The sequence below is a fragment of the Micromonospora sp. SD19 genome, from assembly GCF_054462275.1.
The window spans coordinates 987,190-1,014,032 of sequence record NZ_JBTLMN010000001.1; the positions used below are offsets into that span (position 1 = coordinate 987,190).

26 protein-coding genes, 1 tRNA gene and 1 pseudogene are annotated in these 26,843 nt (G+C 72.7%); 15 read left to right on the forward strand and 13 right to left on the reverse strand.

All coding sequences use genetic code 11. The features are described 5' to 3' along the window. Window positions 1-2: 2 nt before the first annotated feature. Window positions 3-953, forward strand: coding sequence for a RecB family exonuclease (locus ACX27O_RS04595; RefSeq protein WP_247676313.1), 951 nt, complete (start codon window positions 3-5; stop codon window positions 951-953). A 15-nt stretch (window positions 954-968) separates the two neighbouring features. Here ACX27O_RS04595 and ACX27O_RS04600 read toward each other — a convergent pair whose 3' ends face one another. Beyond that, window positions 969-1,832, reverse strand: a complete 864-nt coding sequence (locus ACX27O_RS04600; RefSeq protein WP_458938982.1) for an oxygenase MpaB family protein — start codon at window positions 1,830-1,832, stop codon at window positions 969-971. A 70-nt stretch (window positions 1,833-1,902) separates the two neighbouring features. Beyond that, window positions 1,903-2,331, reverse strand: a complete 429-nt coding sequence (locus tag ACX27O_RS04605) for a Fur family transcriptional regulator (protein ID WP_030329167.1) — start codon at window positions 2,329-2,331, stop codon at window positions 1,903-1,905. 200 nt (window positions 2,332-2,531) lie between these two features. Between ACX27O_RS04605 and ACX27O_RS04610 the strand changes: the two genes are divergently transcribed. Continuing rightward, the gene (locus ACX27O_RS04610) at window positions 2,532-3,014 is read left to right on the forward strand and encodes a DUF2231 domain-containing protein (protein ID WP_210862045.1); all 483 of its coding nucleotides are present in this window, start codon (window positions 2,532-2,534) and stop codon (window positions 3,012-3,014) included. A 323-nt stretch (window positions 3,015-3,337) separates the two neighbouring features. Here the strand turns inward: ACX27O_RS04610 and ACX27O_RS04615 are convergent, their stop codons facing one another. Beyond that, entirely contained in the window at window positions 3,338-3,997 is a 660-nt protein-coding gene (locus tag ACX27O_RS04615; RefSeq protein WP_458938983.1) for a hypothetical protein, read from the reverse strand. Window positions 3,998-4,206: 209 nt separating this feature from the next. Between ACX27O_RS04615 and ACX27O_RS04620 the strand changes: the two genes are divergently transcribed. Beyond that, on the forward strand, window positions 4,207-4,389 hold the full coding sequence (locus tag ACX27O_RS04620) for a hypothetical protein (RefSeq protein ID WP_030329161.1): 183 nt from the start codon (window positions 4,207-4,209) through the stop codon (window positions 4,387-4,389). Window positions 4,390-4,411: 22 nt separating this feature from the next. Here the strand turns inward: ACX27O_RS04620 and ACX27O_RS04625 are convergent, their stop codons facing one another. Next, the gene (locus tag ACX27O_RS04625; protein WP_458938984.1) at window positions 4,412-4,822 is read right to left on the reverse strand and encodes a hypothetical protein; all 411 of its coding nucleotides are present in this window, start codon (window positions 4,820-4,822) and stop codon (window positions 4,412-4,414) included. Between the two features lie 554 nt (window positions 4,823-5,376). Between ACX27O_RS04625 and ACX27O_RS04630 the strand changes: the two genes are divergently transcribed. Next, the gene (locus ACX27O_RS04630) at window positions 5,377-5,592 is read left to right on the forward strand and encodes a hypothetical protein (protein WP_458939113.1); all 216 of its coding nucleotides are present in this window, start codon (window positions 5,377-5,379) and stop codon (window positions 5,590-5,592) included. A 14-nt stretch (window positions 5,593-5,606) separates the two neighbouring features. Here ACX27O_RS04630 and ACX27O_RS04635 read toward each other — a convergent pair. After that, window positions 5,607-5,813, reverse strand: a pseudogene (locus ACX27O_RS04635) (FmdB family zinc ribbon protein); the annotation flags it as partial. Continuing rightward, window positions 5,810-6,487: a 5-formyltetrahydrofolate cyclo-ligase gene (locus ACX27O_RS04640; RefSeq protein WP_210866606.1), complete on the reverse strand. Its 678-nt coding sequence runs from the start codon at window positions 6,485-6,487 to the stop codon at window positions 5,810-5,812. The gene ACX27O_RS04640 and the pseudogene ACX27O_RS04635, both read right to left, overlap by 4 nt. 85 nt (window positions 6,488-6,572) lie before the next feature. On the opposite strand from ACX27O_RS04640, the gene ACX27O_RS04645 reads away from it, so the two are divergent. From ACX27O_RS04645 to ACX27O_RS04670, 6 genes are all read left to right on the forward strand, one after another. Continuing rightward, a complete protein-coding gene (locus tag ACX27O_RS04645; RefSeq protein WP_458938985.1) occupies window positions 6,573-8,984 on the forward strand; it encodes a diguanylate cyclase in 2,412 nt (803 codons plus the stop codon). A 9-nt stretch (window positions 8,985-8,993) separates the two neighbouring features. Beyond that, window positions 8,994-9,956: a UTP--glucose-1-phosphate uridylyltransferase gene (locus ACX27O_RS04650; RefSeq protein ID WP_357640917.1), complete on the forward strand. Its 963-nt coding sequence runs from the start codon at window positions 8,994-8,996 to the stop codon at window positions 9,954-9,956. Continuing rightward, entirely contained in the window at window positions 9,953-11,266 is a 1,314-nt protein-coding gene (locus ACX27O_RS04655; protein ID WP_030329151.1) for a molybdopterin molybdotransferase MoeA, read from the forward strand. Before ACX27O_RS04650 ends, ACX27O_RS04655 begins: the two co-directional genes overlap by 4 nt. Before the next feature lie 126 nt (window positions 11,267-11,392). Further along, the gene (locus ACX27O_RS04660) at window positions 11,393-12,043 is read left to right on the forward strand and encodes a GNAT family N-acetyltransferase (RefSeq protein ID WP_030329148.1); all 651 of its coding nucleotides are present in this window, start codon (window positions 11,393-11,395) and stop codon (window positions 12,041-12,043) included. A 206-nt stretch (window positions 12,044-12,249) separates the two neighbouring features. After that, window positions 12,250-13,026, forward strand: a complete 777-nt coding sequence (sepX, locus tag ACX27O_RS04665) for a divisome protein SepX/GlpR (protein ID WP_036410858.1) — start codon at window positions 12,250-12,252, stop codon at window positions 13,024-13,026. A gap of 294 nt (window positions 13,027-13,320) precedes the next feature. Next, window positions 13,321-13,394 (forward strand) — tRNA-Ala (locus ACX27O_RS04670). 72 nt (window positions 13,395-13,466) lie between these two features. On the opposite strand, the gene ACX27O_RS04675 is transcribed toward ACX27O_RS04670, so the two are convergent. Both ACX27O_RS04675 and ACX27O_RS04680 read right to left on the reverse strand, forming a co-directional pair. Further along, window positions 13,467-14,063, reverse strand: coding sequence for a hypothetical protein (locus ACX27O_RS04675; protein ID WP_210857463.1), 597 nt, complete (start codon window positions 14,061-14,063; stop codon window positions 13,467-13,469). 203 nt (window positions 14,064-14,266) lie between these two features. Then, on the reverse strand, window positions 14,267-15,016 hold the full coding sequence (locus ACX27O_RS04680; protein ID WP_458938986.1) for a hypothetical protein: 750 nt from the start codon (window positions 15,014-15,016) through the stop codon (window positions 14,267-14,269). Window positions 15,017-15,085: 69 nt separating this feature from the next. On the opposite strand from ACX27O_RS04680, the gene ACX27O_RS04685 reads away from it, so the two are divergent. Together ACX27O_RS04685 and ACX27O_RS04690 are read left to right on the forward strand one after the other, a co-directional pair. Further along, window positions 15,086-16,171: a Gfo/Idh/MocA family protein gene (locus ACX27O_RS04685; RefSeq protein WP_458938987.1), complete on the forward strand. Its 1,086-nt coding sequence runs from the start codon at window positions 15,086-15,088 to the stop codon at window positions 16,169-16,171. Window positions 16,172-16,203: 32 nt separating this feature from the next. Next, window positions 16,204-17,484: a ferritin-like domain-containing protein gene (locus ACX27O_RS04690; RefSeq protein WP_458938988.1), complete on the forward strand. Its 1,281-nt coding sequence runs from the start codon at window positions 16,204-16,206 to the stop codon at window positions 17,482-17,484. Window positions 17,485-17,526: 42 nt separating this feature from the next. Here the strand turns inward: ACX27O_RS04690 and ACX27O_RS04695 are convergent, their stop codons facing one another. After that, on the reverse strand, window positions 17,527-18,183 hold the full coding sequence (locus ACX27O_RS04695) for a 4'-phosphopantetheinyl transferase family protein (protein ID WP_030329141.1): 657 nt from the start codon (window positions 18,181-18,183) through the stop codon (window positions 17,527-17,529). Between the two features lie 192 nt (window positions 18,184-18,375). On the opposite strand from ACX27O_RS04695, the gene ACX27O_RS04700 reads away from it, so the two are divergent. After that, the gene (locus tag ACX27O_RS04700; protein ID WP_036410856.1) at window positions 18,376-18,645 is read left to right on the forward strand and encodes a hypothetical protein; all 270 of its coding nucleotides are present in this window, start codon (window positions 18,376-18,378) and stop codon (window positions 18,643-18,645) included. Between the two features lie 44 nt (window positions 18,646-18,689). Here the strand turns inward: ACX27O_RS04700 and ACX27O_RS04705 are convergent, their stop codons facing one another. The 3 genes from ACX27O_RS04705 to ACX27O_RS04715 all read right to left on the reverse strand — a co-directional run bounded on the left by ACX27O_RS04705 (window position 18,690) and on the right by ACX27O_RS04715 (window position 22,784). Next, window positions 18,690-19,472 (reverse strand): hypothetical protein, encoded by a 783-nt coding sequence (locus ACX27O_RS04705; RefSeq protein ID WP_030329139.1) that lies wholly within the window; start codon window positions 19,470-19,472, stop codon window positions 18,690-18,692. Further along, window positions 19,472-20,755, reverse strand: coding sequence for a VWA domain-containing protein (locus ACX27O_RS04710; RefSeq protein ID WP_210857458.1), 1,284 nt, complete (start codon window positions 20,753-20,755; stop codon window positions 19,472-19,474). Before ACX27O_RS04710 ends, ACX27O_RS04705 begins: the two co-directional genes overlap by 1 nt. Window positions 20,756-21,122: 367 nt before the next feature. Further along, complete coding sequence (locus tag ACX27O_RS04715) at window positions 21,123-22,784, reverse strand: dolichyl-phosphate-mannose--protein mannosyltransferase (RefSeq protein ID WP_051708192.1); 1,662 nt, start codon at window positions 22,782-22,784, stop codon at window positions 21,123-21,125. Window positions 22,785-22,924: 140 nt separating this feature from the next. Between ACX27O_RS04715 and rsmI the strand changes: the two genes are divergently transcribed. After that, entirely contained in the window at window positions 22,925-23,764 is an 840-nt protein-coding gene (gene rsmI, locus ACX27O_RS04720) for a 16S rRNA (cytidine(1402)-2'-O)-methyltransferase (protein ID WP_247681073.1), read from the forward strand. Window positions 23,765-23,795: 31 nt separating this feature from the next. Here rsmI and ACX27O_RS04725 read toward each other — a convergent pair whose 3' ends face one another. Then, entirely contained in the window at window positions 23,796-24,842 is a 1,047-nt protein-coding gene (locus tag ACX27O_RS04725) for a hypothetical protein (protein WP_458938989.1), read from the reverse strand. 158 nt (window positions 24,843-25,000) lie between these two features. On the opposite strand from ACX27O_RS04725, the gene metG reads away from it, so the two are divergent. Further along, window positions 25,001-26,803, forward strand: coding sequence for a methionine--tRNA ligase (gene metG / locus ACX27O_RS04730; RefSeq protein ID WP_458938990.1), 1,803 nt, complete (start codon window positions 25,001-25,003; stop codon window positions 26,801-26,803). Window positions 26,804-26,843 lie beyond the last annotated feature (40 nt).

Sequence of the window (26,843 nt, forward strand, 5' to 3'; positions counted from 1 at the left end):
CGATGTCGGGGGCGGATGGCAGGATCGCAGGCGTGCGACGATCCTCATCAGCAGGGCGGCCGGCGGCCGGCGGCCGGGCCCCTCGGCAGCGGGCCGGCGACGCCGAACAGCTCGGCTTCGAGGGCATGCCGGAGCGGCTGTTCGTCTGCACCCCGAGCAAACTCGGCGCGTACGCGGACTGCCCGCGTCGCTACCGCTACTCCTACGTCGACCGGCCCGCCCCGCCCAAGGGCCCGCCGTGGGCGCACAACTCACTGGGCGCCAGCGTGCACACCGCCCTGAAGAACTGGTACGCGCTGCCCGCCGACCGGCGGCGCCCCGAGGCGTTGGCCACGCTGCTCAAGGGCACCTGGGTCCGCGAGGGCTACCGCGACGACGAGCAGGAGCGGGCCGCCTACCGGCGGGCGTTGGGGTGGCTGGAGGCGTACGTCGAGACGCTGGAACCGGATTCCGACCCGCTCGGTGTGGAACGGGTAGTGGCGGTCAAGACCGCCGTGTTGGCGTTCAACGGTCGCGCCGACCGGATCGACTCGCGGCCCGGGCCGGAAGGGCCGGAGCTGGTCATCGTCGACTACAAGACCGGTCGCAGCGGGCTGGACGCGGACGACGCCCGGGGCTCACAGGCGCTGGCGCTCTACGCGTACGCCGCCGAGCGGGTGTTCCGCCGACCATGCCGCCGGGTGGAGCTGCACCACCTACCGACCGGCACGGTCGCCGGCCACGACCACACCGTCGAATCGCTGGCCCGACAGCTGACCCGTGCGGAAGACACAGCCCGCGACATCATGGCCGCCGAACGGGCGGTCGCCGACGGCGCCGACGCGGACGAGGCGTTCCCGGTGGCGCCCAGCCCACGCTGTGGCTGGTGCGACTTCCGGCGGCACTGCCCGGCGGGCGCGCAGGCCCCGGGCAAGGAGCCGTGGGCGGCCATGGACCGGCCGGCCGACGGTTGATCTCCGCCGGTCGGATCAGCCGGCCAGCGAGGCGGCGGCGTGCCGCGCGGCCCGCTCCTTGGCCGCCTGCATCAACGGCCCCTCCAGGTAGCGGCGGGGGACGGCGGCGAACGCCAGCCGCAGCGCGCGCACTGTCAGGTTCGCCGACATTGCTGTGGTCGGTAGGCCGAGTCCCCCGTACATCCGGCGTGCCCACGTCGGCAGCAGCGCGAACGCGGTGCCGGCGATACCCAGGTACGCCCAGCGCGGCGGGCCCAGCGTGAGCCCCAACCGGACCGGCAGGCTGAGCTTCCACGGCAGCGGCGGGGCGGTGAGGAACACCGCCGTCTCGGCGGCCTCCCGGGTCATCCGCAACTGTGGCCGTACCGCCTCGTAGTAGTCAGCGACCTCGGCGGCGGTGCCCGGGACGGTGGCCGGGTCCAGACCGACCAGGGCGGCGGCGCGCCGCTGCTCGGTGTAGTAGCCGTCCACCTCGTCGTCGCTCAGCGGCAGCCCGGCCCGCCGGGCCGTGCTCAGGAACGACTCGACCTCCGTCACGTGCACCCAGCGCAGCAGGTCCGGGTCGTCGATCCGGAACTCCTCACCGGTGCGCGGGTCGGTGGCCCGCAGCCGGTCGTGAACGCGGCGCAGCCGAGCCCCGGCGGCCTGCGCCTCGGCGGTGGTGCCGTAGACGGTGGTCGCCACGTAGGTGGCGGTGCGGACCAGTCGACCCCACGCGTCGGTGCGGTAGTTGCTGTTCTGTGCGACCCCGGCCATGGCCAGTGGGTGCAACGCCTGCAGGTAGAGCGAGCGCAGGCCGGCGACGATCAGGATCGGCTCCTCGTGCACCTTCCACGTGACCGAACCCGGACCGAAGAGGCCGAGGTCATCGGTGTCCACCGCTCAAGACTGCCACGCTCGGATCGACCCCGCCGCGCACGTGCCGTCGGTGCCGCGCTCGGAGCACCGATCAGACGTCGGCGGAGCGGCGGGCCCGGCAGTCCGGGCAGAGGCCCCAGAAGGTCACTTCAGCCTCGTCCACCTCGAAGCCGTGCGCGATGTTGGGCTCCAGGCACGGGGCGCTGCCCACCGCGCAGTCGATGTCGGCGATCTCACCGCAGCCCCGGCAGACCACGTGGTGGTGGTTGTCGCCCACGCGCGCCTCGTAGCGGGCGGGACTGCCGGCCGGCTCGATCCGGCGCGCCAGCCCGGCCCGGGACAGCGCGCCCAGCACGTCGTAGACCGCCTGGGTGGAGACCGAGTCGAGCCGTTCACGGACCCGGCGGGTGATCTCGTCGACCTCCAGGTGGCCGCCGCCGGCCAGCACGTCGAGCACCGCGAGGCGTGGCCGCGTCACCCGCAGGCCCCTCGACCGCAGCAGCTCCTCGGTACCGGACACTCGCCAATGACAGCACGCCCGGCCTGCATCGACAACCGTCGCATGCTGCGGGTGGCCACCGACACAGCCAGGCAAGATCGGAAGTACGGCCCGAAGGATGAACCCGATCGACCCGGCGCGCGTGTGTCCGATCGAGAGCCGGGGACGATCGGCGGACCATAGGCTGACCGCCCCTGACCATGATCCACCTGGAGGATTCGATGTTCGAGGAGATCCTGGGTCTACCGGTACACGTCCTGGTGGTCCACGCGGTCGTCGTGTTCGTGCCGCTGCTGGCGGTGCTCGCCGTCGCGTACGTGGGGCTGCCGCGGTGGCGCAGCCGGCTGGACTGGGCCCTGGGCCTCCTCGCCGTGGCCGCTCCGGTGACCGCCTACGTGGCGGTCAAGTCGGGTGAGGCGCTCACCGACGCGCTGGTGGCCCGCGGCTTCCAGGGACCGATCCTCGACCAGATCTTCGAGCACTCCCGCTACGGAGACATCCTGTTCCGCATCGTGCTGCCGCTCGGGATCGTGGCCATCCTGCTGCTCGTGGCGACAAGTGGGCATCCCCGGGTGCCGCAACTGCCCGCGCTGGTCACCCCGGTACTGGCGGTAGCGGCCGTGGCCCTTGCCATCGCCGCCCTGGTCTACGTCTACCTGACCGGCCACTCCGGCGCTGAGACCGTGTGGGGCACCACCCTTTAAGAGATCTTGGACAGTTTCCGTTCGGTGCTGACGGAAACTGTCCAAGATCTCGTGAGGGATAGCTGCGAGATGGGTTGTGCGGGGTTGGTGGCCGTGGCTGTGCGGCGGTACAACACCCAGGACCGGCGACTTCACCGCGGTCCAGCTTGCCGGGAACCTCCAACGGGGCACGAGCTGCTGACCCTCTGGTGTGCGCCCCGATCTGCGTCCGCTGAGTCGCGGCCCGCTGGGCTGCCGCCGCTGAGCTGCGTCCCTCTGGCCGGCGGCTCCTGCTCTGCGGCTCCTGGTCTGCGGCTGCCGGGCTGCTGCCCGGAGGGCGGGCATCAAGAAATGACTCGCGAGCAGAGCAGGCAGAGTAGAACCAGCAGCACCACGCCGGCCGCCGCGCCAAAGCCGTAGGTGACCCGCTGCGAACGCTGCTCGGCCGCGTCCAGGTCGACCATGTCCTGCGGGGGCAGTTGCCGCGGCGGCGCCGGCTGCAGATGTACGGGCGGACGCCAACCCGCCGGCGGCGGCACGCTCGGCGGCGGGCCGGAGTACCCACCGGGAGCGTGCCCGGCCGGTGGTGGTCCGGCGTGCCCGGCCGGTGGTGGTCCGGCGTGGCCGCTGGGAGTGCTGCTGTCCGGCAAGGTGGGGCCGGTCTGCCCGGCTGGTGGTCCGGTTTGTCCGGCCGGTGGTGGGCCGGCCTGGCCGACTGGTGGTGGTCCGGCGTGTCCGCTGGGAGTGCCGCCGTCCGGCAACGTGGGGCCGGTCTGCCCGACCTGCGGTGCGCCGGTGGGCCCGGCAGGAGTGCGTCCCGTCGGCGATGGGCTGGTGGGCCCGCTCGTAGGTGGGTTGGTGGGCTCGGCCGGCGGTTGGGTCATGGACCCGGTCGGTGGTGTGGCACCGGATGCGGTGGGCGGTTGGTCCGCCAGCGCGTCGTCACCGGTGTCAGGCCGTCGCCAGTAGTCGTCCGGGGTGCTGCCACCGCTGGGGGTCGTCACGCCGTCCGACGCTACCAACGCCGCCGGCGGCCCGGTCGTTTCTGGCCGGCGTGCCACGGTTGTCGGTCTGGCGGGTTCTGGGGGAGTCCCTCGATCGGCGGCATGGTTGTTTCTGGTCGGCAGGGCCCGGCAGTCTGGTTGTTTGTGGTCGGCGTGGTCTCGGTCCGCGGCCCGGTCCGCTGGCGTGAGCTGCGCTAGTCTTGCCGCTCGTGAGCACCGAGGACCCCGGCACGCACGGCGCACGCGGAGACGACGACCGCGCCGTCGACCTGAGCGAAGACTTCGTGGTGCTGCCCGAGCAGACCTCAGACGACACCGACCGTGGTTGGGGCGAGCGGTCGGGCGACAACGACGACTGGCTGCTCGCCGAACGCCCCCCGCACTGGGACTGACCCCGACGGCTCGGCCGGACCCTCATGAGGTCGGTCCGGCCGTTCCGGTGCTGTCGGGAGGGGATGCCCCGCCGGAGGCGGCCGAGCGGCCCTCGTCGACCCGCCGGGGTGGCTCGTCTGCCGCAGATGGTGCGGTGGAGGGCAGTTGCCGGGGTGGGTCGTCGGCCACGGATGGTGCGTCAGCGGGCAGTTGCCGGGGTGGGTTGTCGGCCACGGATGGTGCGTCAGCGGGCAGTTGCCGGGGTGGGTTGTCGGCCACGGATGGTGCGTCAGCGGGCACGACTGTCGGCGGGCATCCGGCCGGGGTCTGTAGGACTGCGGCGGCCAGGCCGAGCAGCGCCGCGACCAGACCGGCTCGGAGCAGGGTGCGCCAGCGGGGCAGGGCGAGCTGGCGCAGCGGGCGCAACGCCCGCGCGGAATTCGGATCGACCATCGCCTCTGCCGCCTCCCGTCCCCGAGCGCCGCAGCGGCACCCATGGACGGCAGGCTAGGCAGTTACCGTCCACCTCGGCCGACCCACGGCCGACGCCTGTGGACAACCGCCCGGCCTGTGGAAAACGCCCATCCGCCGGGTCGATTTGCTATGGCACCACCCTTGATCGACTCGCCTTCAAGAAAATCGGCCTATCGAGGCGACCGGGATGGGCCGACTTCCTGAAAACCGAGTCGATCAAGGCCCGACCCCGGGGACTTGGAGGCCGACCCGTGGGGTTGGGAGCCCGACCGAGGGCTTGGAGGCCGGCCGGTGGGGTTGGAGCCCGACCCGACCCGAGGGCTTGGAGGCCGGCCGGTGGGCTCGGGAGCCCGACCTGCGGGCATGGAGGCCTGACCGGTGGGCTCGGGAGCCCGACCTGCGGGCATGGAGGCCCGACCGGTGGGGTCGGAAGCCCCGGCCCGTGGGATTGGGGCCTGACGCGTGGGGCGGAGGCCCGACCCGGGTGGGGTCGGGCCTCTGGCGATCAGGATGCGGAGCTTGCCGCCGCCGTCTTGCCGCCGCCCGATCCACCCGAGGACGACCCCGAGGAGGACGACGAGCCCGAGGACGCCCCGGACGTCGACGGCGAGCCCGAAGACGACGAGGACGACCCGGACGAGGACGAGGAGGACGAGCTGTCACCGGAGGACGACTCGGACTTCGCCGGCTTGCTGGCCGTGCCGCCGGCCGTCGTCTCGGAGCCGGACGCCCGCGAGTCGGTGCGGTAGAAGCCCGAACCCTTGAAGACGATGCCTACCGAGTTGAAGACCTTGCGCAGCCGCCCCTCACACGCCGGGCACTCGGTCAGCGGCTCGTCAGAGAAGGACTGCACCGCCTCGAGCTGGTGACCGCACGTGGTGCAGGCGTACTGGTACGTGGGCACGTTCTCCTCCGGATCTGGGCTCAGCCAGTTGGCACTCGACGTATTCGAGTGCCAATGGTGCGTCATTCGCCCCGGGTTCGTCCAGCGGACGTGTGGGGCGCGACACCGTGCGCCGCACCCGGGCCGCCGTCAAGCGTACGCACCCCGTCGGCGGGGGTGACGACCGCGCGCACCCGACGGTCATGTGGCTCCACCGGCAGCGCCTCGACGAGTTCACCGTCGTGCAGGGGCACCACCGTCAGGGCTGCCTCGGGCACCCGGGCGAGTGCCCGGTCGTACGAGCCGCCGCCGCGCCCGAGCCGCCGACCGTGGTGGTCGACGGCGAGAGCCGGTACGACCACCAGCTCCGCCTCCGCCACGGCGGTCACCCCGAGACGGGCGCCTGTCGGTTCACGGATACCCCGACCCGCCGCGATCAAGGCAGCCGGCCCGGTATAGGCCGCCCAGTCCAGATCCAGGTCGGCGAGGAGCACCGGCAGCAGCAACTCCGCGTCCGCCGGCAGCGCCTCCCGCAGCACCTCGGGCAGGTCGGCGCCGCCCGGTTCGGCGCCGACCGGCACGTACGCCGTCATCCGGTGCGGGCGCAGCCGGCGTACCAGAGCGACCAGCTCGGCCTGCACGCGCCCGGCGGCGGCCGCCCTCGTCGCGGCGGGCAGCGACCGGCGGCGGGCGAGCAGCTCAACGCGGCTGTTCCGCTTCGCCACCCGGGTCACTTCCGCTTCATCAGAAAATTCCGGCACGCAACACTCCTGACGCAACGCCTCTCCCACGGTTGCACTGTGTCAGCATCGCAAGCAACGGAGGCGGAACTTCCGGGGGGACCGAGTGACGCTACGCGGGCGGTTGACGGCAGCCTTCCTCGTGGTGGTGCTCGGGCCGGTCCTGCTCGGCGCGCTCTTCGTCGCCTCCACCGTCGCGGCGGTCGACCGCAGCCGCTCCACCGAGCGCCTGGCGGTGGCGGCGTCCACGGTGCGGACCTCGGTCGACGCGCTCTGCCAGCAGCTCCGCGCCACCGCCGACGCGGTGGCGCTCACCGCCGAGCCGGCTGTGGCCGCCGCGCAACTGGTCGGCCGGGGCCTGGCCGCCGCAGTGTTGATCACCGACGTGTCCGGCCGGGTCACCTACGTCTCGCCCGGTGCGCCGTCGACCCCGTGGCGGGACTGCGCCGGCTCGACCGAAGGCCCGAACGGAGGCGCGACCGAAGGCCCGAACGGAGGCGCGACCGAGGGCCCGAACGGGGGCTCCGGCACAGTTTCGACCGACGGTTCGGCCGGCCCGGTCCGTGCGCTGGCCGCCCAGGTCGACCTGCACGACCGCGCCGGCGCCCGGCTGGGCACGGTGACCGCCGCGCAACGTGTCGACCCGGCCTTCGTGGCGCGGCTGGCCGCGGTGACCGGGGTGGCGGTCACCCTGCTCGACAGTGGGGCGCGCGCCGCTCGGGTCACCCACACGACAGAATCCGGCGACGTACGCGACGCGGTGCTGGCCGCCGCCGTCACCGTCCGGGGCGAGCAGGTCACCGAGACCAACGACGGCCGCTACGTGCGCCGGCTCGGACCCTCCGACGCGCAGCCGCTGCCGCTGGTGCTCTCCGTGCCCGGTGAACGGCCACCGGGGCTGAACGCCACGCTGGTCGGGGTGGTCGTGCTGGCCGGGCTGCTCGCCGTGCTGACCGCCTGGCGACTGGCCCGGGTGACCACCCGGCCGCTCGCCGAGTTGGCCGGTGCGGTCGACCGGGTGGCCCAGGGCGACCTGACCGCCCGGGTGCCGGTCCGCAGCCGCGACGAGCTGGGGCGGTTGGCCGCCGCGTTCAACCGGATGACCCGGGAGACCGGCTCCTACGTCGCGGCGCTGACCAGCAACCGGGATCAGCTGCGCGGGCATCTCGCGGTGCTCGGCGACACCCTGGCCAGCACGCACGACCTGCAACGCATCCTGCGGGTGATCCTGCGGAGCGCCATCGGGGCCACCGGCGCGCGGGCCGGTGCCGTGCTGCTGGTGGAGACCGGCGGGGTGCTCGTCGCGCAGTGCACCGAGGGGTTGGACGGGCGCTGGCCGGACGAGGAGACCGATGGGCCGCAGACGCTGCGGGTGCCGGTCGGTGCCGGCATCGTCGGTGCGGTCGCCGCCACCGGCGAACCGCAGCGGGGGAGGGCGGAGCCGACCGAGGCACCGACGGGTGAGCCACGCTGCCGCACCTACGTCGCGGTTCCGTTCGCTGCCCCGGGCGGCGGTGCCCCGGCCACCCCCGGCGGCCCCTCGGCGGCGGCCGATGAGGCTGGCGCGGCGGCCGCGCTCGGGGTGCTGGCCCTCTACGACCGGCTGGGCGCCGACGAGTTCGACGACGATGACCTGGCCACCCTGCGCACCTTCGCCGGTCACGCGGCGGTGGCGGTGGACAACGTCCGGGTGCACGAGGAGGCGCAGCGGCTTTCCCTCACCGACCCGCTCACCGGGCTGTGGAACTACCGCTACCTGCGTGAGTCGATCCGGCGGGAGGTGGAACGGGCCAGCCGCTTCGGGCGGATGCTCAGCGTCCTCGCGTTGGACCTGGACCGGTTCAAGGACGTCAACGACACGTACGGGCACGCTGCGGGGGACACCGTGCTGGCCGAGTTCGCCCGACGGGTGCGCGGGGAGATTCGCGAGGTCGACCTGGCATTCCGCCAGGGTGGTGAGGAGTTCGTGCTGCTGCTGCCGGAGACCGACGCGCGGGGCGCGGCGATAGTGGCCGAACGGCTCGGTGCGGCGGTGCGGGACACGCCCATCGCCGTCGAGGCGTACGCCGGGCCGGTCCTGGTGACCGTGTCGGTGGGCATCGCCGTCTTCCCGGACAACGGCAGCACCGGGCGGGAGGTGCTGGAGGCCGCCGACGACGCGCTCTACGCGGCCAAGGCGGCGGGCCGCGACACGTACCGGGTCGCCGAGGTGCGCTCGGATCTGCCGACCCGGGAGATCCCGGTTCTCGCGGGTGCGGTGAGCCCACCCGACGGACTGCCGCGCGCCGGCCAGCCGGTGCAGGCCACCCGGGAGCCGGGCGGGTCCGCCCGGTCCGACCCGACGGTGGGCGTACCGGAATCGGTGGTGGGCCCGGCGCACGCCCGACCTGATGCGGCCGACGACACGCCGGACAGCGCCCCGGGTGGGGCGCGGGCCGGCCCGGACGCGACGCGGCCGGGGTCGGGTGGCGGCGCGTCTTCTGGGCCACACCCGCCGCGGCAGAGCCGTGGCCGATAGTCTCGCGGCATGTCGGAGCACTCAGCGAATCCCTCGTCGACGGTCGCCGCAACCGGCCGTCCCCTGGCGGTCAAGGCCGTCATCCCGGCCGCCGGACTGGCCACTCGGTTCCTGCCGGCCACCAAGGCGGTGCCCAAGGAACTGCTGCCGGTGGTGGACCGGCCGGTGTTGCAGTACATCGTCGAGGAGGCCACGCAGGCCGGCATCAACGACGTGTTGCTGATCACCGGCCGGGGTAAGACGTCGATGGTGGACCACTTCGACCGTCGTCCGGACCTGGAGGCCAGGCTGGAGGAGAAGGGCGACTCCGAGCGGCTGGCGGCCGTGCGTCGGCCCAGCGAGCTGGCCGAGATCTACACGGTGCGGCAGCCCGAGCAGCTCGGGCTCGGCCACGCCGTCGGGTACGCCGAGTCGCACGTCGGTGACCAGCCCTTCGCGGTGCTGCTCGGCGACGAGTTCGTGAAGCCGTCGGAGCCGCTGCTGCCGGCGATGATCGAGTTGCAGGCCCGCACCGGCGGTGTGGTGCTCGCCTTCTTCGAGGTCGACCCGGCCGAGACCAAGCGGTACGGGATCGCCTCCGTCGAGCCGGCAGAGTCGGAGCTCACCGACATCGGTGAGGTCGTCAAGGTGACCGGGATGGTGGAGAAGCCACAGCCGGAGGACGCCCCGAGCAACCTCGCGGTACTCGGCCGCTACGTGTTGCCGGGCACGATCTTCGACGCGATCCGGCGGACCAAGCCGGGCAGCGGCGGCGAGATCCAGCTGACCGACGCGATGGAGCTGCTGCGCAGCGAGGGCACCCCGGTGCACGCGATCGTCTACCGGGGCACCCGCTACGACACCGGCATGCCGCTGGGCTACCTCCAGACGGTGGTGCAGATCGCCGCCGAGCGCGACGACCTGGGCACCGAGTTCCGGTCCTGGCTGGCCGACTTCGTCAAGGCCGACGCGGCAGGCGGATCTGGTACATGACCGCGACGGCCGACGCCGAGGCGGCCGCGAACGAGTTGACGCCGCTCGCCGACTACCTGGGCAGCGTGCTGCGCAGGTTGCGCGCGCTGCCACCACTCGACCTCGACCTCACCCAGGCGCACGGCAACGTCCTCGCCGAGGACGTCGTCGCGCCGCACGCCTTCCCTGCCTTCGACCAGGCGGCGGTGGACGGCTACGCCGCGCGCTGGGAGGACATTTCCGGAGGGGGTCGGGGGCCGAGCTACGTCCCGGCCCCCTCCGGCACGCCCGGTGGTCGCACCATCCGGCTCAACGTGGTCGGCGATCTCGGCGCGGCGAGCTGGCGGCCGGTCCGTCTCACCCCCGGCTCGTGCTTCTCGGTGGCCGCCGGGGCGCCACTGCCGGTCGCCGCGGACGTCGTGGTCCCGGTGGAGTGGACCGACCAGGGCATGGCCGCGGTGGAGATCTTCCGCACCCCCAAACGGGGGTACGGGGTACGCCGCGCCGGTGAGGAACTGCCCGCCGGCACCCTGCTCGCCCGGGCCGGCACCTACGTGTCCCCGGCCCTGGTCGCGGTCTTCGCGGCGACCGGCATCGGACACGTGGTGGTCCGGCCCAGCCCACGGGTGGTCATCGTGGCCACCGGTGACGAACTCGTCGACGTGGGCCGGGGCAGCCAGCCCGGTCAGGTGGTGGACGCGAACTCGCACGCGCTGACCGCCGCGGCGGCCGAGGTGGGCGCACTGGCGTACCGGGTGGGGATCTGCGACGACGACCCGGAGGGGCTGCGCGGGCTGCTGGAGGACCAGACGCTGCGCGCCGACCTGATCATCACCACCGGGGGCACCGGCACCGGCCCCGGGGACATGGTGCGCCGGATCCTGTCCCGCCGCGAGGGCGGCCGGGCCGGGCCGGTCACCTTCACCGACGTGGCGCTCTACCCCGGCACCGCGCTCGGGTTCGGCACTGTCGGCGCCGAGGAGGTGCCGGTGGTCTGCCTGCCCGGTGACCCCGGTGCCGCGCTGATCGGCTTCGAGGTGCTGGCCCGTCCCGCCATCCAACTGCTCGCCGGGGCCGAGCCGGTGTTCCGGCCCAGCGTGCGGGCGCACCTGCTGGAGACCGTGTCGTCGCCGGCGGGGCTGCGCGAGTTCCGGCCGGCGCACGTCGCCGAGCGACGCGGTGGCGGGTACACGGTCCAGCCGCTCAGCGGCGGCCCGTTCACCCTCTCCGGGTTGGCCGAGGCGAACGGGCTGCTGGTGCTCGGCGAGCGGGTCACCACGGCCGCGGCCGGCTCCACGGTGGACGTCCTGCTGCTGGACCGCCGCCGGTGAGGTCTCCCGGCGGGTCCGTCGACCCGGTGGTCACCGGGCGCGCGACCGTCGGGCCGTAGCGGTGGGTGTGCGCGGCCCGGTGGGGCCACTTGCGCGGGACACGGTCCCGCGCGGGAGACTGTGCGGGTGAGTCTCTTCGGACCCGCGCGGTCGCCGGGCTGGCCGGTGGAGTTGGCCGACGGCCCGGTGCTGCTGCGGCCCTACCGGCGCTCCGACGCGGCCGCATGGTCGGAGGTACGGCGCGCCAACCGGGCCTGGTTGGCGCCCTGGGAGTCCTCGCTGCCCGGCAGTTGGGACGAGATGAACTCGCCGGCCGCGTTCCGTTGGGTGCACCGTGACCAGCGGCGTTCGGCCCGCGAGGGTGAGGGCATGCCGTTCGCGGTCTGCCTGCGCGAGGGCGACCGGGACCGGCTGGTCGGGCACATCAACGTGGGCAGCATCGTGCGGCGGGCCCTCTGCTCCGGCTACGTCGGCTACTGGGTGGACGCGCGGGTGGCCGGACGGGGGGTGATCCCGACGGCGCTCGCGCTCGCCGTGGACCACGCGTTCGGCCCGGGTGGGCTGCACCGGGTGGAGGTCAACATCCGTCCGGAGAACAAACCGTCCCGGCGGGTGGTGGAGAAGTTGGGCTTCCGCGAGGAGTCGTACCACGTGCGCTACATGCACATCGACGGCGCGTGGCGGGACCACATCGGGTACGCGATGACGAGTGAGGAGATCGCCGCCGAAGGTGGCCTGCTGGCCCGCTGGCACCGGGTACGCGCCAACGCGGGGTAGGAGGATTTCGCCACATCCTCCCACTCGTCCCACGGACGGGATCGGCGCGGCGCGGTGGCATCCCGGTCGGCGCGCCGTAACCTCAAGTAACTGCAAGCTGCGGCAAGCGCTCCCCGGCCGGACGATCCACGCGCCCACGCGTGATTGGTGGAAGATCCTGCGGTCGGATGACGGTTGCTTCGAATTCGGTGACGGGAGGGGTGAGGGTGCCGACCTCGGTGCTCCTCGCCGTCCTCGCCGCCGCCGGTCTGCTCGCCCTGGCCCCGGCGCTGGTTCGCCGGTACGACGCCACCGAGCGGCTGGTGGCGGAGCGGGCGCAGTCGACGGCGCGGGTGCTCCAGCGCCGCCGACGGCGCCGCACTGTGCCGGGACGGCGACCCGTCCACCCGCCGCGCTCACTGGTCGTCACCCTCAGCGAGGATGCGACTACCGGCACGTTGGGTGCGCCGGTCTCCGCGCCGCCGGCCGCCCGTCGCTCCGGGCGGCTGCGGTCCGTACCGCCCGCGCCGAAGCGATCCCGACGCCGGCCACCGCCGCGCCGACAGCACACCCCCGCCGTGTACCGGCGTCGCCGGGTGCTCGCCGCCCTGTTGCTCCTCAACGTCGTCGAGCTGATCGGCGTGCTGTTCGTCAGCCCCGGCTTCTGGGTCGGCTTCGGGGTCACCTTCCTGCTTCTGGCCCTGTACGTCGTCCACCTGCGGGGTCAGGCCCTCGCCGGGCGTCGCCGCCGCCGGGCCCGCGCCCGGGAGGCCGCGTGGCTGGCCGCCCGGCAGGCCGAGGTGCGCCGGGAGCAGGCCCGCCGGGCAGCGGCCCGCCGGGAGGCGCAACGCCGCCTGGCCGCCCAGCGCGAGGGCGTACGCCGAGCGGCCATGGGCCTGGACCGGCAGGGCGACCTGCCGGCGGCGGTCAACGGCGGGTCGGTCTCGTACCGGCGGTCGGGCGGTCTCCGCGGCCGCCCCTACGAGGCCGGCCGAGGCGCCTGACCCCCGGCCTGGCCTCCCCGGCCCAGTCGGTCTCCGGCCTGGGCTGGTCTCCGGCCTGGGCTGGTCTCCGGCCCCTGCCTCCCCGGTGCCGGCTGGCTTGATCGACTCGGGTTCTTGAAAGTCGGGGTGTCGTGGCGTCCGGGATGCCCCGGTTTTCAGGAAGCCGAGTCGATCTTCGGGTCTGCGGGAGCGCCACGCAGGGGGCGGATTCGCGGTGGGGGCCGGCAACCTGTTAGCCTTGCTGCCGGCCCGCCCGGTGTAAGCCGGGTGGGACCGAAGCCGGTTCGCCGGTGGGGGGCTGTGGCGCAGACTGGTAGCGCACCTCGTTCGCATCGAGGGGGTCAGGGGTTCAAATCCCCTCAGCTCCACCCCAGGTCAAAGGCCGTTTCCGCGAGTCGGAGACGGCCTTTTCCGATCTTTCGGGTGGCGGGGCGACGCCGTCAGGGGCGCATGGACACGTCGCGCGGCCACCCGCGGAGATGCGCGAACTGGCGAATGTAGCGTTCGCATCTTTCGGCGAAGTCCCCCGGCTCCGGTGGCAGTCGAGTCGCGGTGACCACCTGACGCGGGTCGGAGTGGCCCGGCCGCAGCAGCCGGATCTGGTCGTCGGTGAACTGTCCGCCGGTGAGGTCGGTGACGGCAAGGGCCATGGCCAGCGCTACGACGACACCCACGCACGTGCGGTACGGGCTGAAGACGGCCTCCGGACCAGTGTCGGTCTCCGGTTCGTGGTCGATCACCAGGAGCCAGACACTGTCCTCGAAGCCCGCGACATCGACCTCAAGGTGGATCGCACCGGGCATGCCGTCGGGCGTGCGATCGATGCGGTCGCCGATGGTGGTGGCCCGCAGTTCCGCCGCGTCGAGGCGGCGTCCGGAATCGACGCGGCGTCCCTGTTCGTAGCGTCGGTCGGTGACGATGATCAGCTCGGGCGTCGTGGTCATGCCGAGCAGTTCGGCCAGGGTGGCTCGCGCGGCGGTCACCACCTCGGCGAGGGAGATGGGCCGGGCCACTGTTGCCTCAAGGTCGACTGACACGCGCGCCTCCAGTCTGGTCGGCTAGGTCGGTGCCCGGCCTAGGGCCTGTTTCATAAGAACTGGCCGGCCTGCGGCGGGCCCGGACGACGACCGGCGGCGTTGCGGTTTCGTCCGGATACGACACCGGTATCCGGACGAAACCGCGCCTTGCCGGATCGCCGCCCGGACTCCGCCTCGGCTCGACCGCCCTTATGAAACAGGCCCTAGGAGAAGCGTTCGGTCGTCACGGGTATCAGACCGTGCTGCCGCAGGACGTCCGTCAACGCGGACAGTGTCGAACCGAGCGCCGCCGTGGCATCGGTCGCCAGCAGTGCGGTCACGTCGAGGCCCCAGGCGAGGGTGTGGCCGACGCGGCGCAGGTCCCAGCTGAACTGGTCGCCGTGCCCATCGAGACGACCACTCGCGACGGACGCGTTCGTGCCGGATGCGCTCGTGCCGGCGGCCGGTGTCCGCCAGGCCGTGCGGAGGGCGGCCACCTGGTCGGGGCGGAGGTCCTTGGCGAAGAGGACGCGGTACACCCGCCGTTCGTGGAAGCCGGCCGGCGGCTGGGCGGGGCCGAGCCGCAGCGGCGGGGCGCTCGCGATCGGTTGATGGTCGAGAAAGTGCGTACGGAGCAGTGTCTCGTCCGGCAGCTGCCCACCGCCGAGCGCGCGGTGGACGTCCTCGGCCTGCCGGCGGGAGGTGGGGACCACCCGGGCCAGCATCTCGGGGTTCGTGCGGATGTCGCGGCTCAGCGACGCGGAACTCCACCAGCCTGCCTGCGGGGTCCAACCCGCGCTGGCCAGCCCTGTCGTGACGAAGTCGCGGTCCCGGGTGAACTCCTCGACGAGGATGCCCTCCACAGTGGTGGTCGAGTCGCGGGCGCCAACCAGGTAGTAGTCGAGCTGCGGACCTGCGCCGGTCACTTCGACGGCCGCCGACGCGGGTCCGGCCGGTAACGAGTCGATGGTCATCAGGGCAACCGTAGCGAAAAACACGGCCCGGCAACGGTTAGCATCCGGACCTCTAGGTGAGGAGCCCAGATGACGTCGGTGGCGCAGACCCGGTTCGGCATTGTCGGCAGTGGTTGGCGAGGTGAGTTCTTCCTTCGCCTGGCCAGGCTGCTTCCCGAGCGGTTCCGGGTGACCGGGGTGGTGACGCGTACCGAGTCGCGGGGAGCTGCCGTGACCGCCGACTGGGGTGTGCGGACCTTCCGGACGACCGCCGAGTTGCTCGCCCACGAGCGGCCGGACTTCGTCATCGTGTCGGTGCCGTGGTCCGTGACACCGGAAGCGACCCGGGAATTGGTCGCGGCCGGCGTACCGGTGCTCGCCGAGACGCCGCCCGCCGCCGACCTGGCGGGTCTGCGCTCGCTCTGGGCCGACGTCGGGGGCAGCGGTCTGGTGCAGGTTGCCGAGCAGTACCTGCTGATGCCTGGGCACGCGGCCCGGCTGGCGCTCGTCCGCGCCGGGGTGCTCGGCGAACCGACCTCGGTCCAGATCTCGTCGACCCACCTGTACCACGCGGTGTCGTTGATCCGGGGTCTGCTCGGCGTCGGTCACGAGAGCGCCGAGGTCAACGCGCGCGCCTTCGTCGCGCCGCTGGCCAACCCGCTCTCACCGACCGGCTGGAGCGGTGACGACACACCGCAGCAGCTCTCCACCACACTCGCGACGATCGACTTCGGCGGGCGGATGGGGTTGTACGACTTCACCGACAACCAGTGGTGGAACCCGCTGCGTACCCGCCGGTTGGTGGTGCGCGGCTCGCGCGGTGAGCTGGTGGACGACCGGGTTGTCCGGCTGGTCGACCCGACCACGCCGGTGGAGTCGTCACTGGTGCGACGCCAGACGGGTCTCGACCTCAACCTGGAGGGGCTCGACCTGAAGCACATCAGCTTCGACGGCGAGGTGGTCTACCGCAATCCCTTTGTCGGTAGCGGGATGTCCGACGACGACATCGCGGTGGCCGACATCGTCGCTCGCGCCGGGGCGTGGGCGCGGGAGGAAGGCCCCGCTCCGTACTCCCTCGCCGAAGCCTGCCAGGACCACCTGATCAGCCTCGCCATCGAAGAATCGGTACGCACCGGGCAGCCGGTCGTCACCGACGCCGAGGCGTGGGCGCGGTAGCCGAATGGTTGCAAGACAACGGGGGAAAAGACATGGGTTTCGAGGCCTGGGTACGTGAGTTCACCGAGAACGCCGAGCGACGCCGGGACGGACCCGATCCACAGTGGAGTGCAGGGGGTCCGCTGCCGCCGGCGCTGATCCGGAGCCTGCAACGATTCCAGGCCGGTGAAGACGGCGACGGCGTGAATCTCATCAGCAAGAGCGAGCGGGCCGGTGACCCGACCTATCTGGCGGCGGTCCGACTGTTCGTCGCCGAGGAGCAGAACCACGCCCGGCTCCTCAAGCACCTGCTGCTCAGCGCGGGCGGCGACGTCATCGACGGTCACTGGACCGACCGGGTGTTCGTGACGATCCGGCGTGCCCTGGGGCTGCGACTGGAACTGATGACGCTGATGGTCGCCGAGGTGGTCGCCCTGCGCTACTACCGAGCCGTCCGCGACGGCACCGATGATCCGCTGCTCTCGGACGTGGGTGCCCGCATCCTGGTCGACGAGCAGAGGCACGTGCCGTTCCACACCGAGCGGTTGCGCCAGGGATGGGCCGAGAGTGCTGGACCGCTACGGACGGTGGTGGCCGCGGGTTGGTGGGTGTTGCTGTTCGGTGCCGCCGTCGTGGTCGCGTTCGGGCACGGCGCCGCGTTGCGTCTGCTCGGTGTCGGCCGGCTCCGGTTCATCGCCGACACCGCGACGCTGTTCCGGTCGGTCGTGCGGGAGGTGCTCTCCGGTGCGGGCCGGGAGGTTCACCCCGTCAGTTCCACGAGTGCGGACGCGCGGCCCGCGACGGGGTCGACGGTGCGCGGCTCCCGACAACGGCTCTGGCGCTGGGGAGCGATTGTGCTGGTCGTCGTGGGGTCGGCGGTGGCGCTCTACCCGCCGGCGCACTTCTGGGGTCCACGGCCCTACCGGCACCCGGACGGGATCTTCGGGGTGACCCGGGGCGACTTCGAGGACGACATCCTGCCGCACTACCAGGTCAGTCTGCCGTGTGACGTTGATGGCCTGCGATACAGCAACGCCGAGGACATGACCGGACCGATGGGCGAGCTGTACCTGCACTTCACCACGTCGCCAGGGTGCCTGGACCGGATCCTCGACGGCTGGGCCGCCGCACCGGCGCAGCCACCGGCGATGGCGCCCACCGATGCGGGGTTCCCGCTTCCCGCCGAAGCGATCCCGGACACCGTCGGGTGGCGCTTCGACGCGCCGTCGTACCAGGTCTACCAGCGCCAGGGGGACGTGGTGACCGGGCACGTGGTGGCGGTGCGCGACGGCAAGCGGCTCAGTGTGTACCTGCTCGGCCGCTACGCCCACTGACGCCCGAGCGGGGCTGCCCGGTTGGAGCGGTAGCCAGCAGGGTCAGCCCCGGCCGAGCACGGCGGCGGTGCGGACCAGCCCGTCGGCGATCACGAAGCGGCCGGTGATCGACGAGGGCGGGTCGGCGACTTGTGCCGCGTCCACCCGGGTCGGTGCGATCCGGGCGGTGAACGTGCCGGCATCCGGATCAAGTTCGACTCGCGCGTCGTGGAAGTCCAGCCAGTCGCGGACGATCGGGTACCACACCTTGTAGATGGTCTCCTTCGCGCTGAACAGCACGACCGGCCAGCAGGTGCCGCCGGGTAGCCGCGCGCAGGCGGCCTCCTCCTCGGGCAGCAGCACGAGTCTGCGTACTCCCGGATTGATCTCGCGGTGCTGCTCGGCGTCCATTCCGACGGACCGGACGTCGGTGGTGTGCGCCGCGGCCGCGGCGCAGTAGCCGGCGGTGTGGGTGATGCTGCCGACCACCCCGGCCGGCCAGACCGGCGCGCGGTCGGCGGCGGCCGGCACCGCGGTCATCGCCAGGCCGAGGTCGCGCAACGCGCGGCGGGCGCACATCCTCCCGGCGGCAAAGTCCCGCCGACGGGTCTGCGCGGCCCGCTCGCTGAGACATGCCAGCTCAGCGGGGAGCAACTCGCCCGTCCAGTCGTCGGGCCCGGCGATGGCAACCGCGACCGTCGGTGGCAGCAGGTCACGCATTCCGATTGCCTACTGGTCGGTAGGAATGGCAGATCAGGCCAACCGTCAAATTTCCGACTCCCACGACCGCTGAAAGTACCGCAAAGATGTAACACCGGAGGGACGCGCAGCGCCCTCCCTGATGGCTCCGGGGGGACCACCATCAACGCTGGCCGGCGCGGCCAGCCCCGTGGACATCTGGAAGGACGTGCGATGACCGATGGTGCGCAACGGCCGGGGGTGCCGGCTGACGATCACGCCCCGAAGACCCCCTGCTGGAGCTGCGGCTCCTGCGGTGACGAGTGGCCGTGCGCGACGAAGCGCAGCCGGCTGCTGGCGGAGTACGGCGGTGATCGCGCCATGCTCAGCGTTTATCTGGGGTCCTGCCTCGCCGCCGCCACCGAAGATCTGCGCGCCGCCCCGGTGATGTCGCTCCAGGACCGGTTCATCGGCTGGTTGCCGCGCGGCTCCCGGCGTAGCTGAACCTCCGGTGGCCCCACCGCTGGGCGGGGCCACCAGAGGGGCGTTCAGCGACGTCGAGGCCGCCGGGTCATCGCGAAGCCGCACACGCCAGCCACCGCGGCGAGCGCACCACCGATGCCGGTCCAGACCCAGCGCGAGCCGAGGTCCGGCAACCAGTCCGTCAGCGGGTCGCCCTCGTCGTCGGCCTCCGCGTCCACCGGGGGTACGGCGGTGAGCACCGTGCCGGCCTTGGTGTTCGGCACCAGCGGGGCGGCCAGTTCGCCGTCGTCGGCCGAGGTGCCCCGGTCGGCGACGGTGCCGACCAGCAGGTCGACGTCGATCGGCGCACCCAGATCCGGCTCCGGCAGGTCGATCACGGAGAGCCGGATGACGTACGTGCCGGGCAGTGGGTCGGCCGACCAGGGCTCCGCCCACGGCCGCACCTCGCGCAACGTGCAGCCCAGCACCACCGTCGACGCCTTAGCGTCCACCGTCGGAGTCTGGGCCCCCGCCGTGCACGCCTGGCGGCGGCGGAGCCCGTCGAAGACGTCGACGGTCCAGGTGGAGGCCCCGTCGCGTCCCTTCGGGAAGGTGACGGTGGCGGTGATCTCGTGCACCTGACCGGCCGTTGCCGGGAACGACCAGTAGAGGTGGTCGCCGATCGAGGCGTCCACCCGTACCGGCTGTCCCGCGGTGATCGGGGTGGCGGTGAGGAACGACGTGCCGGCACGGTTGACCGGCGTGGCACCCGGGGAGGGGGTGGGTGCGGCGACGGCCGCGGCGGGGAGCAGGGCGGCCCCACCGGCGGCGAGGAGCGCCGCCATCGACCGGAACAGTGCGCTACGCATCAGTTCTCCCTCCAGGTGGCGACCCACCAGCGAGTGAGCAGGCCGGCGAGCAGACCGGTGATCAGCCCGGCGATGGTGAGCAGGGCCAGCAGCACCCAGCCCCGGCCGAGGTCCGGTCCGTCCGGTGCGGGTGCGGCGGCGACCACGTCGACGGTCAACTCCACCGGCATGCCCGGGGTCGCCGCGGTGCCGGGACGCGGGGCGAACGAGTTGCTCACCACCAGGCAAACGGTGGTGGGCTCGACGACCGGGGCCGAACTCTCCTCGGTGTCCGCGGCATCCTCATCGTCGGCGGTGGCCGACCAGCGCAGCCCGGCGGAGAGCACGTCGGCCCGTCCGCTGCCGGCGTCCGCACCCCGGACGAGTTCCCGGCCGTCGGCCGCGGTGGCCCGCAGCAGCACCCCGTAGTCCCGGTTGACGGCACGGTCCAACGCCATGCTCACCGAAGCCCGCAGCTCCTGGCCGGGGCGGATCGGCACCCGGTAGTAGCGGTGCTCGGAGAACGACTCCCGGTCGGCGTACACGCCCGGTGCGAGCAGTGGCGCCGAGTCGCACGCGTTCGTGCCGCCGACCACTGTCGGGGCCCGGGTGTGCGTGTCGCCGGCCCGCTCCACGAGCTGTTTGATCCGGTCGGTCAGCTCCTCGGCGCTCTGCGCGGCGGTGTAGGTCCCGCCGGTCGCGCTGGCGATGCAGAGCAGCTGCCGGCGGACCTTCTCGTCCGGGGCCAGACCGAGGGTGTCGACGACCAGGCTGGTGCCCTGTGCGGCCAGTTCCCGGGCCACCTCGCACGGGTCCGGCGGCGCGCAGGTGTCCTCGCCGTCGGTGATCAGCACGATCCGCCGGGTGGTGTTCCCGCTGCCCAGGTCCTGTGCGGCGGAGCGCAGCGCCAAGCCGACCGGGGTGAACCCGGTCGGGCGAAGTGTCGCCACCGCCGCCTTGGCGGCGGACCGGTCCACCGGGCCGACCGGCACGATCTGTTGGGTGTCCTGGCAGCCGACCTTCTTGTCCTTGCCGCGGTAGGTGGCGCCGAGTACCCGGATGCCGAGCTGTGTCTGTTCGGGTAGCGCGTCCACGACCTCGTTGAAGGCCTGCTGGGCTACCGCGATCCGGGTGCGTCCGTCGATGTCGGCGGCGCGCATCGACCCGCTGACGTCGAGCACCAGCTCGACCCGGGGCGGCTCGGGCGCCGGCTCCCCGTCGGCCTGCGCCGGGGCGGCCCCGGCCAGTGCGGTGGTCGCCAGCAGTCCGAGAAGGACGGCCGTCGATCGTCTGAAGTTGATCACGGCCCGCAGTGTAGTGAGATCCACTTTGGATGATCACTTGGGTTGCGGACGGTCCGAGCCCCGACGCCGTCGGCCTGGTCACCCGTCGCCGCGGGCCGGCATCGTCCGCGCTCTGGGTCCACGCCGGGTCACCCTCGGTCAACTGTTCAAGGAAAGGTGGCGGTCCGGCCACCATCCGTCGGAAATCTGACCCAAGTCGACCCGTTGTGCCGGTGGTGCCCGGTGGTTAAGCTCTTCTTGCGCGCCCCAATCGCCCGCTTCCCCCGTGGCAGGCGATCGGGGCGCGCGTCTTTGTCAGAAGGGCCCGCACGCTTCGGCGTGCGGGCCCTTCTCCCGTCGCGCTGAGCGGCGCGTCGCCTGTCGATGCTTATATCCACCGACCGTCGAGCCACATCCGGGACAGCCAGTCCGAGTACGGGATCACCCGGCCGACGAAGATCGGATAGAAGTACGCGAAGCAGACTCCGACCAGCAACACGTACGCCCCCGCCGCGATGCTGCCCACCAGCCGGCGTTCATAACTCGGGTCACCGGGCACCAGCGGTGCCACCGCACCCACATCGCCCCCGGCGGGCGCGATCAGCGCACCCAGCACGTACACCACCGCCAGCACCAGGAACGGCACCACGGGCGCGGCGTAGAACGAGAACATCGTCCGGCCGTCGAGGGCGAACCAGAACCACGGCAGTAGCCCGGCGGCCACGGTCAGCAGGATCGCGCCGGCCCGCCAGTCCCGACGGGCCACACCCAGCCAGACCAGCGCCACCAGGGCGGGCAGGAACGACCACCAGAGCAGCGGGGTGCCGAGCAGCAGAATCTCCGAGGCGCAGGTCGGCGCCCCGCAGACGCCGTTGTTGGCGTAGTGGAACGCCACCGGTCGGCCCAGCAGCAACCACTGCCACGGCCACGACTGGTACTTGTGCGCGTCGTCGAGCTGGGCATGGAAGCCGTACGCCGCGCGGTGGTACTCGTACAGGTTGATCAGCGGGCCGATCACCGGGCGGTCGCTGAGCGGGGCGCTCGGGTAGGCCGACGCGAGTCGGTAGTAACCGTCGTCGGTGAGCAGCCAGCCCGACCAGGTGGCCAGGTAGGTGCCGACCATGACCACGCCGGCGAGCACCAGCCAGGGCAGCTCGTCGACGACTGCGTCCCGCCAGGGCCGGCGGACCCCCGCCGAGCGGCGGACGCCGACCTCCCAGAGGAGCACCAGCAGCGCGAAGGCCGGCACGAAGTACAGAGCGCTCCACTTCACCGCACACGCGCAGCCGATCAGCACCCCGGCCGCCAGCCGCCACCAGGGCCAGGTGCGCCAACCGGTCGGCGGGCGGCCGGCGCGACCCGGCTGACTCGGATCGAGCCCGTCGTCCAGGGCTCGTGCCCAGCGTCGACGGCGGGCGTCCCGGTCGAGCACCAGCGCGCCGAACGCGGCCAGCACGAAGAAGAGCAGGAAGATGTCGAGCAGGGCCGCACGCGACAGCACCAGGTGGAAGCCGTCCAGCGCGAGCAGCAGGCCGGCCGCGCAGCCGAGCACCGTCGAGCGGAACATCCGCCGACCGATGCGAACCAGCAGCAGCACCGACAGGGTGCCGATCACCGCGGCCGAGAAGCGCCAGCCGAACTCCGGCGCGGTGGTCATCAGGTGCCCGGGAACGGAGACCTTGGAGTCGGCGTCCTGGTAGCCGAAGGCCCACTCGCCGAGCCCGATCAACCACTTGCCCAGCGGCGGGTGCACCACGTACGACGGGACGTTGTCCTTGTAGTTCCACTCCACGCCACGGGAGATCAGCCCGTAGGCGTCCTTGGCGTAGTACGTCTCGTCGAAGATCTTGCCCTTGGGGCTGGACAGCCCGACGAAGCGCAGGATCGCCGCGATGGCCACCACCACTGCCGTGGCCAGCCAGGAGAACCGGTCCGCCTGGGTGTCGACGGTGGCGAACCGTCGCCGGACCGCGGCGGCCACCCCGCCGCCCTCGGCGCTCGGTGCCGTCGGCTCCTGGGTGGCACCGGGCTCGCCCGACACCTGGATCATCTTGTCCGGGTCCGCGCTCGGGCTCTGCGCTGTCGACGCACTCGTCACCCGGCGATCGTAGGCTGCCAAGGTGTCCGGTGGCGTCCGTCGTCCCTGATACCGGTATTCCCAGCAATGAAGGAGACGAATCCGTGGGTGAAATGTCCGAAGTTGGGCGCCTGATTCTGCTCGGTGCTCCGCTCGGCAACCCCGCCGACGCCTCGGCCCGACTCCGGGAGGTGCTGATGAGCGCCGACGTGGTCGCCGCCGAGGACACCCGTCGGCTCACCCGGCTGGCCCGCGATCTCGACCTCACCGTCGGTGGTCGAATCGTCTCCTACTTCGAGGGCAACGAGGAGCGGCGTACCCCCGAGCTGGTCGAGGCCATTCTCGGCGGATACGTGGTGGCGCTGGTCACCGACGGCGGGATGCCGAGCGTCTCCGACCCCGGCTACCGGCTGGTCCGCGCCACGCTGGAGGTCGGGGCGCCGGTCACCGTCGCCCCCGGTCCCAGCGCGGTCACCACCGCGCTGGCCGTCTCCGGGCTGCCCTGCGACCGGTTCTGCTTCGAGGGCTTCCTGCCCCGCACCCCCAGCGGGCGTCGATCGCGGCTGCGCGCACTCGCCGCCGAGGAGCGCACTCTGGTCTTCTTCGAGGCGCCGCACCGCATCGGGGCGACCCTCACCGACCTGGCCGACGCGTTCGGGGCGGACCGGCCGGCCGCGCTCTGCCGCGAACTCACCAAGACCTACGAGGAGGTGCTCCGCCGCCCCCTCGGCGAGCTGGCCCGATGGGCCACCGAGGGGGATCCGCGCGGAGAGATCACGCTGGTGGTGGCCGGGGCGCCGGTGACCGCCCCCGAACGCCCCGACGACGACACCCTGCGCGCCGCCGTCGCCGAACGGGAGGCCGCCGGCCGGTCCCGCCGGGACGCCATCACCGACGTCGCCACCGAATACGCGCTGCGCCGCCGGGACGTCTACACGATCGTGCACAGCTGACCGAGGGGACCGGGCTCCCCTGACGGCGGGATCACCACGCGGCGACCAGGAAGCCGACGGTGATGAGCGTGGGGCCGGCGACGGCGGCGGCCACCGCCCAGCGGCGGTGCCGGCGGCCGGGCAGCCGGGCCGAACCGGTCCACCGGACGATGCCCGCGGTGCAGCCCAGCACCACCAGCAGACCGGGCAGCCACCGCAGGTGCCGGCCCACGCCGACGTCCGCGTACGCGGTGCCGCTGTCCGGGCCGGTCATCCGCGCCGGCAGCCGGGTGCCGGCCGCGCTCCCGTCGGCGGGCACACCGCCGACGCGCACACCATGGGCGATGAACCGCCCGTCGTCGGGTGTGAAGATCCCCCGGCACCGCTGGGTGAGCCCGCCGCCGGAGCAGTCGTCGATCACCACGGTGCCCGACCGGGCGTGCCCGACCGCGAGCCAGAACGGGCCCGCGCTGACCCAGGCGAAGAAGGCCGCGACCAGGCTCAGCACCACCAGCGCGGCGAGCCCGGGCAGCGGATCCGGCGGTGGGGGCGTACGGCTCGGTGCCCGCCGCAGCAGCAGCCGAAAGCCGCGAAACCGCGCCGGTGCCGGGTCCTTGCGGACCGGGGTGCCGTCCCAGTGCACCTGTTCGATCGGTGCCCAGAAGGCGTCACCGTCGTCGTCCAGCGTGTCGTCCGGCCGGCGGGCCCGCTGGCGGCGGGTCTGCTGCCGCACCGGCACCCGACGCGGCACGGCGTCCACGGGTGCCCCGGTGGTCGGCTCCACCTCGACGGACTCCCCACCGGCCGGGACCGAGGCGGCGAGCGGGCCGGACAGGGCGGGCCGGGCCGGACTGGGTGCGGGTGCCGCCGGGGTCGGCCGGGCCGGAGTGGGCGACGGGGCCGCCGGCGTGGGGCGGGCCGGGGTGGCGGACCGCCCCGCCGGGGTGGGCCGCTGCCCACCCGGGTCGGCGGGCACCAGCCGGGGCTGGGGCGCGACCCCGGTGACCCGGGGCACGGCCGGCTCGCGCCCCGGGTCGTCGCCGACCGCCGGTCCGGTGGGACGGTCCTCGTGGTCCCGCGCCGCTCGTCTGCCCGTCACGACGTTCATTGCACACCTCCCCAGGAGGCGAAACGGGCAGCTGAGCCGCGTGTCGACGACAAATCGGACCAACGGGCGAGGTGGTCGGCCCGGTCCGCCGGTCGGGCACCCCCCATTGGTTCGCGGATGCCCCGACCGGGTCACTAGGCTCACTGCTCATGAGTCACGTTCTCGCGGCAGTGGCCTGGCCGTACGCCAACGGCCCCCGCCACATCGGCCACGTCTCCGGTTTCGGCGTTCCCTCCGACGTCTTCGCCCGGTACATGCGGATGGCCGGCCACGACGTGCTCATGGTCTCCGGCACCGACGAGCACGGCACCCCGATCCAGGTGCAGGCCGACGCTGACGGGGTGACCCCGCGCGAGCTGGCCGACCGGTACAACAGGGTGATCGTCGAGGACCTGCACGGCCTCGGCCTCTCCTACGACCTGTTCACCCGCACCACCACCCGCAACCACTACGCGGTGGTGCAGGAGCTGTTCGAGGGGATGTACCGCAACGGCTACATCGTGCCCAAGACCACCATGGGCGCGATCTCCCCGTCCACCGGGCGCACCCTGCCCGACCGGTACATCGAGGGCACCTGCCCGATCTGCGGGTACGACAGCGCCCGCGGTGACCAGTGCGACAACTGCGGCAACCAGCTCGACCCGATCGACCTGATCGACCCGAAGTCGCGGATCAACGGGGAGACTCCGAAGTTCGTCGAGACCGAGCACTTCTTCCTGGACCTGCCGGCGCTGGCCGAGGTGCTGCGGCAGTGGCTGGACACCCGCGAGGGGTGGCGGCCCAACGTGCTGCGGTTCTCCCGCAACCTGCTCGACGACCTCCAGCCCCGGGCGATCACCCGGGACCTGGAGTGGGGCGTACCGATCCCGCTGGACGGCTGGCGGGACCGGCCGGACAAGCGGATCTACGTGTGGTTCGACGCGGTGATCGGCTACCTGTCCGCCTCGATCGAGTGGGCCCGCCGCTCCGGCGACCCGGAGGCGTGGCGCCGGTGGTGGTCCACCGACGGTCAGGGTAAGGACGCGCAGTCCTACTACTTCATGGGCAAGGACAACATCGTCTTCCACTCGGTGATCTGGCCGGCGCTGCTCTCCGGATACTCCGGCGAGGGCTCCCGCGACGGTGAGCCGGGCGAGCTGGGTCGGCTCAACCTGCCCACCGAGGTGGTCTCCAGCGAGTACCTGACCATGGAGGGGCGGAAGTTCTCCTCGTCCCGCAAGGTGGTCATCTACGTCCGCGACTTCCTGGAGCGCTACGACGCCGACGCGCTGCGCTACTTCATCGCCGCCGCCGGCCCGGAGAGCAACGACACCGACTTCACCTGGGCCGAGTTCCTCCGCCGCAACAACGACGAGTTGGTCGCCGGCTGGGGCAACCTGGTCAACCGGTGCGTCTCGATGGCCGCCAAGAACTTCGGGGCGATCCCCGCTGTCGACCCGGCCGGGCTCACCGAGGCCGACGAGGCCCTGCTCGCCGTCGCCCGCGCCGGGTTCACCACGATTGGCGACCTGATCGGCCGGCACCGGCAGAAGCAGGCCATCGGCGAGGCGATGAAGGTGGTCGCCGAGGCCAACAAGTACCTCTCCGAGCAGGCGCCGTGGAAGCTCAAGGGTGAGGCCGACAAGCCCCGTATGGGCACCATCCTGCACGTCGCCCTCCAGGTGATCAGCGACGCCAACACGCTGCTCACCCCGTTCCTGCCGCACTCCGCGCAGCAGGTGCACGAGCTGCTCGGCGGCACCGGCGTGCACGCGCCGATGCCGGTGATCGAGCAGGTCGACGACCTGGACGGCGGCCCGGCGTACCCGGTGCTCACCGGGGACTACACGGTCGGCGCGCGCTGGGAGTCGGTGCCGATCGAGGCGGGCCGCCCGCTGGCCGCGCCGAAGCCGGTGTTCCGCAAGCTCGACCCGTCGATCGTCGACGAGGAACTGGCCCGACTGGCCGACTGACCGCACGACGCGCGGCGGCGGGTCGCCCTGCCGCCGCGCG

What these genes read in the sequence shown, in the direction of transcription:
- ACX27O_RS04595 (WP_247676313.1), top strand. Translation starts at nt 3, where the DNA reads ATGTCGGGGGCGGATGGCAGGATCGCAGGCGTGCGACGATCCTCATCA.
- ACX27O_RS04610 (WP_210862045.1), top strand. Translation starts at nt 2,532, where the DNA reads ATGTTCGAGGAGATCCTGGGTCTACCGGTACACGTCCTGGTGGTCCAC.
- ACX27O_RS04625 (WP_458938984.1), bottom strand. Translation starts at nt 4,822, where the DNA reads ATGGTCGATCCGAATTCCGCGCGGGCGTTGCGCCCGCTGCGCCAGCTC.
- ACX27O_RS04650 (WP_357640917.1), top strand. Translation starts at nt 8,994, where the DNA reads ATGTCGGAGCACTCAGCGAATCCCTCGTCGACGGTCGCCGCAACCGGC.
- ACX27O_RS04655 (WP_030329151.1), top strand. Translation starts at nt 9,953, where the DNA reads ATGACCGCGACGGCCGACGCCGAGGCGGCCGCGAACGAGTTGACGCCG.
- ACX27O_RS04680 (WP_458938986.1), bottom strand. Translation starts at nt 15,016, where the DNA reads ATGACCATCGACTCGTTACCGGCCGGACCCGCGTCGGCGGCCGTCGAA.
- ACX27O_RS04685 (WP_458938987.1), top strand. Translation starts at nt 15,086, where the DNA reads ATGACGTCGGTGGCGCAGACCCGGTTCGGCATTGTCGGCAGTGGTTGG.
- ACX27O_RS04690 (WP_458938988.1), top strand. Translation starts at nt 16,204, where the DNA reads ATGGGTTTCGAGGCCTGGGTACGTGAGTTCACCGAGAACGCCGAGCGA.
- ACX27O_RS04695 (WP_030329141.1), bottom strand. Translation starts at nt 18,183, where the DNA reads ATGCGTGACCTGCTGCCACCGACGGTCGCGGTTGCCATCGCCGGGCCC.
- ACX27O_RS04700 (WP_036410856.1), top strand. Translation starts at nt 18,376, where the DNA reads ATGACCGATGGTGCGCAACGGCCGGGGGTGCCGGCTGACGATCACGCC.
- ACX27O_RS04705 (WP_030329139.1), bottom strand. Translation starts at nt 19,472, where the DNA reads ATGCGTAGCGCACTGTTCCGGTCGATGGCGGCGCTCCTCGCCGCCGGT.
- ACX27O_RS04715 (WP_051708192.1), bottom strand. Translation starts at nt 22,784, where the DNA reads ATGATCCAGGTGTCGGGCGAGCCCGGTGCCACCCAGGAGCCGACGGCA.
- rsmI (WP_247681073.1), top strand. Translation starts at nt 22,925, where the DNA reads ATGTCCGAAGTTGGGCGCCTGATTCTGCTCGGTGCTCCGCTCGGCAAC.
- metG (WP_458938990.1), top strand. Translation starts at nt 25,001, where the DNA reads ATGAGTCACGTTCTCGCGGCAGTGGCCTGGCCGTACGCCAACGGCCCC.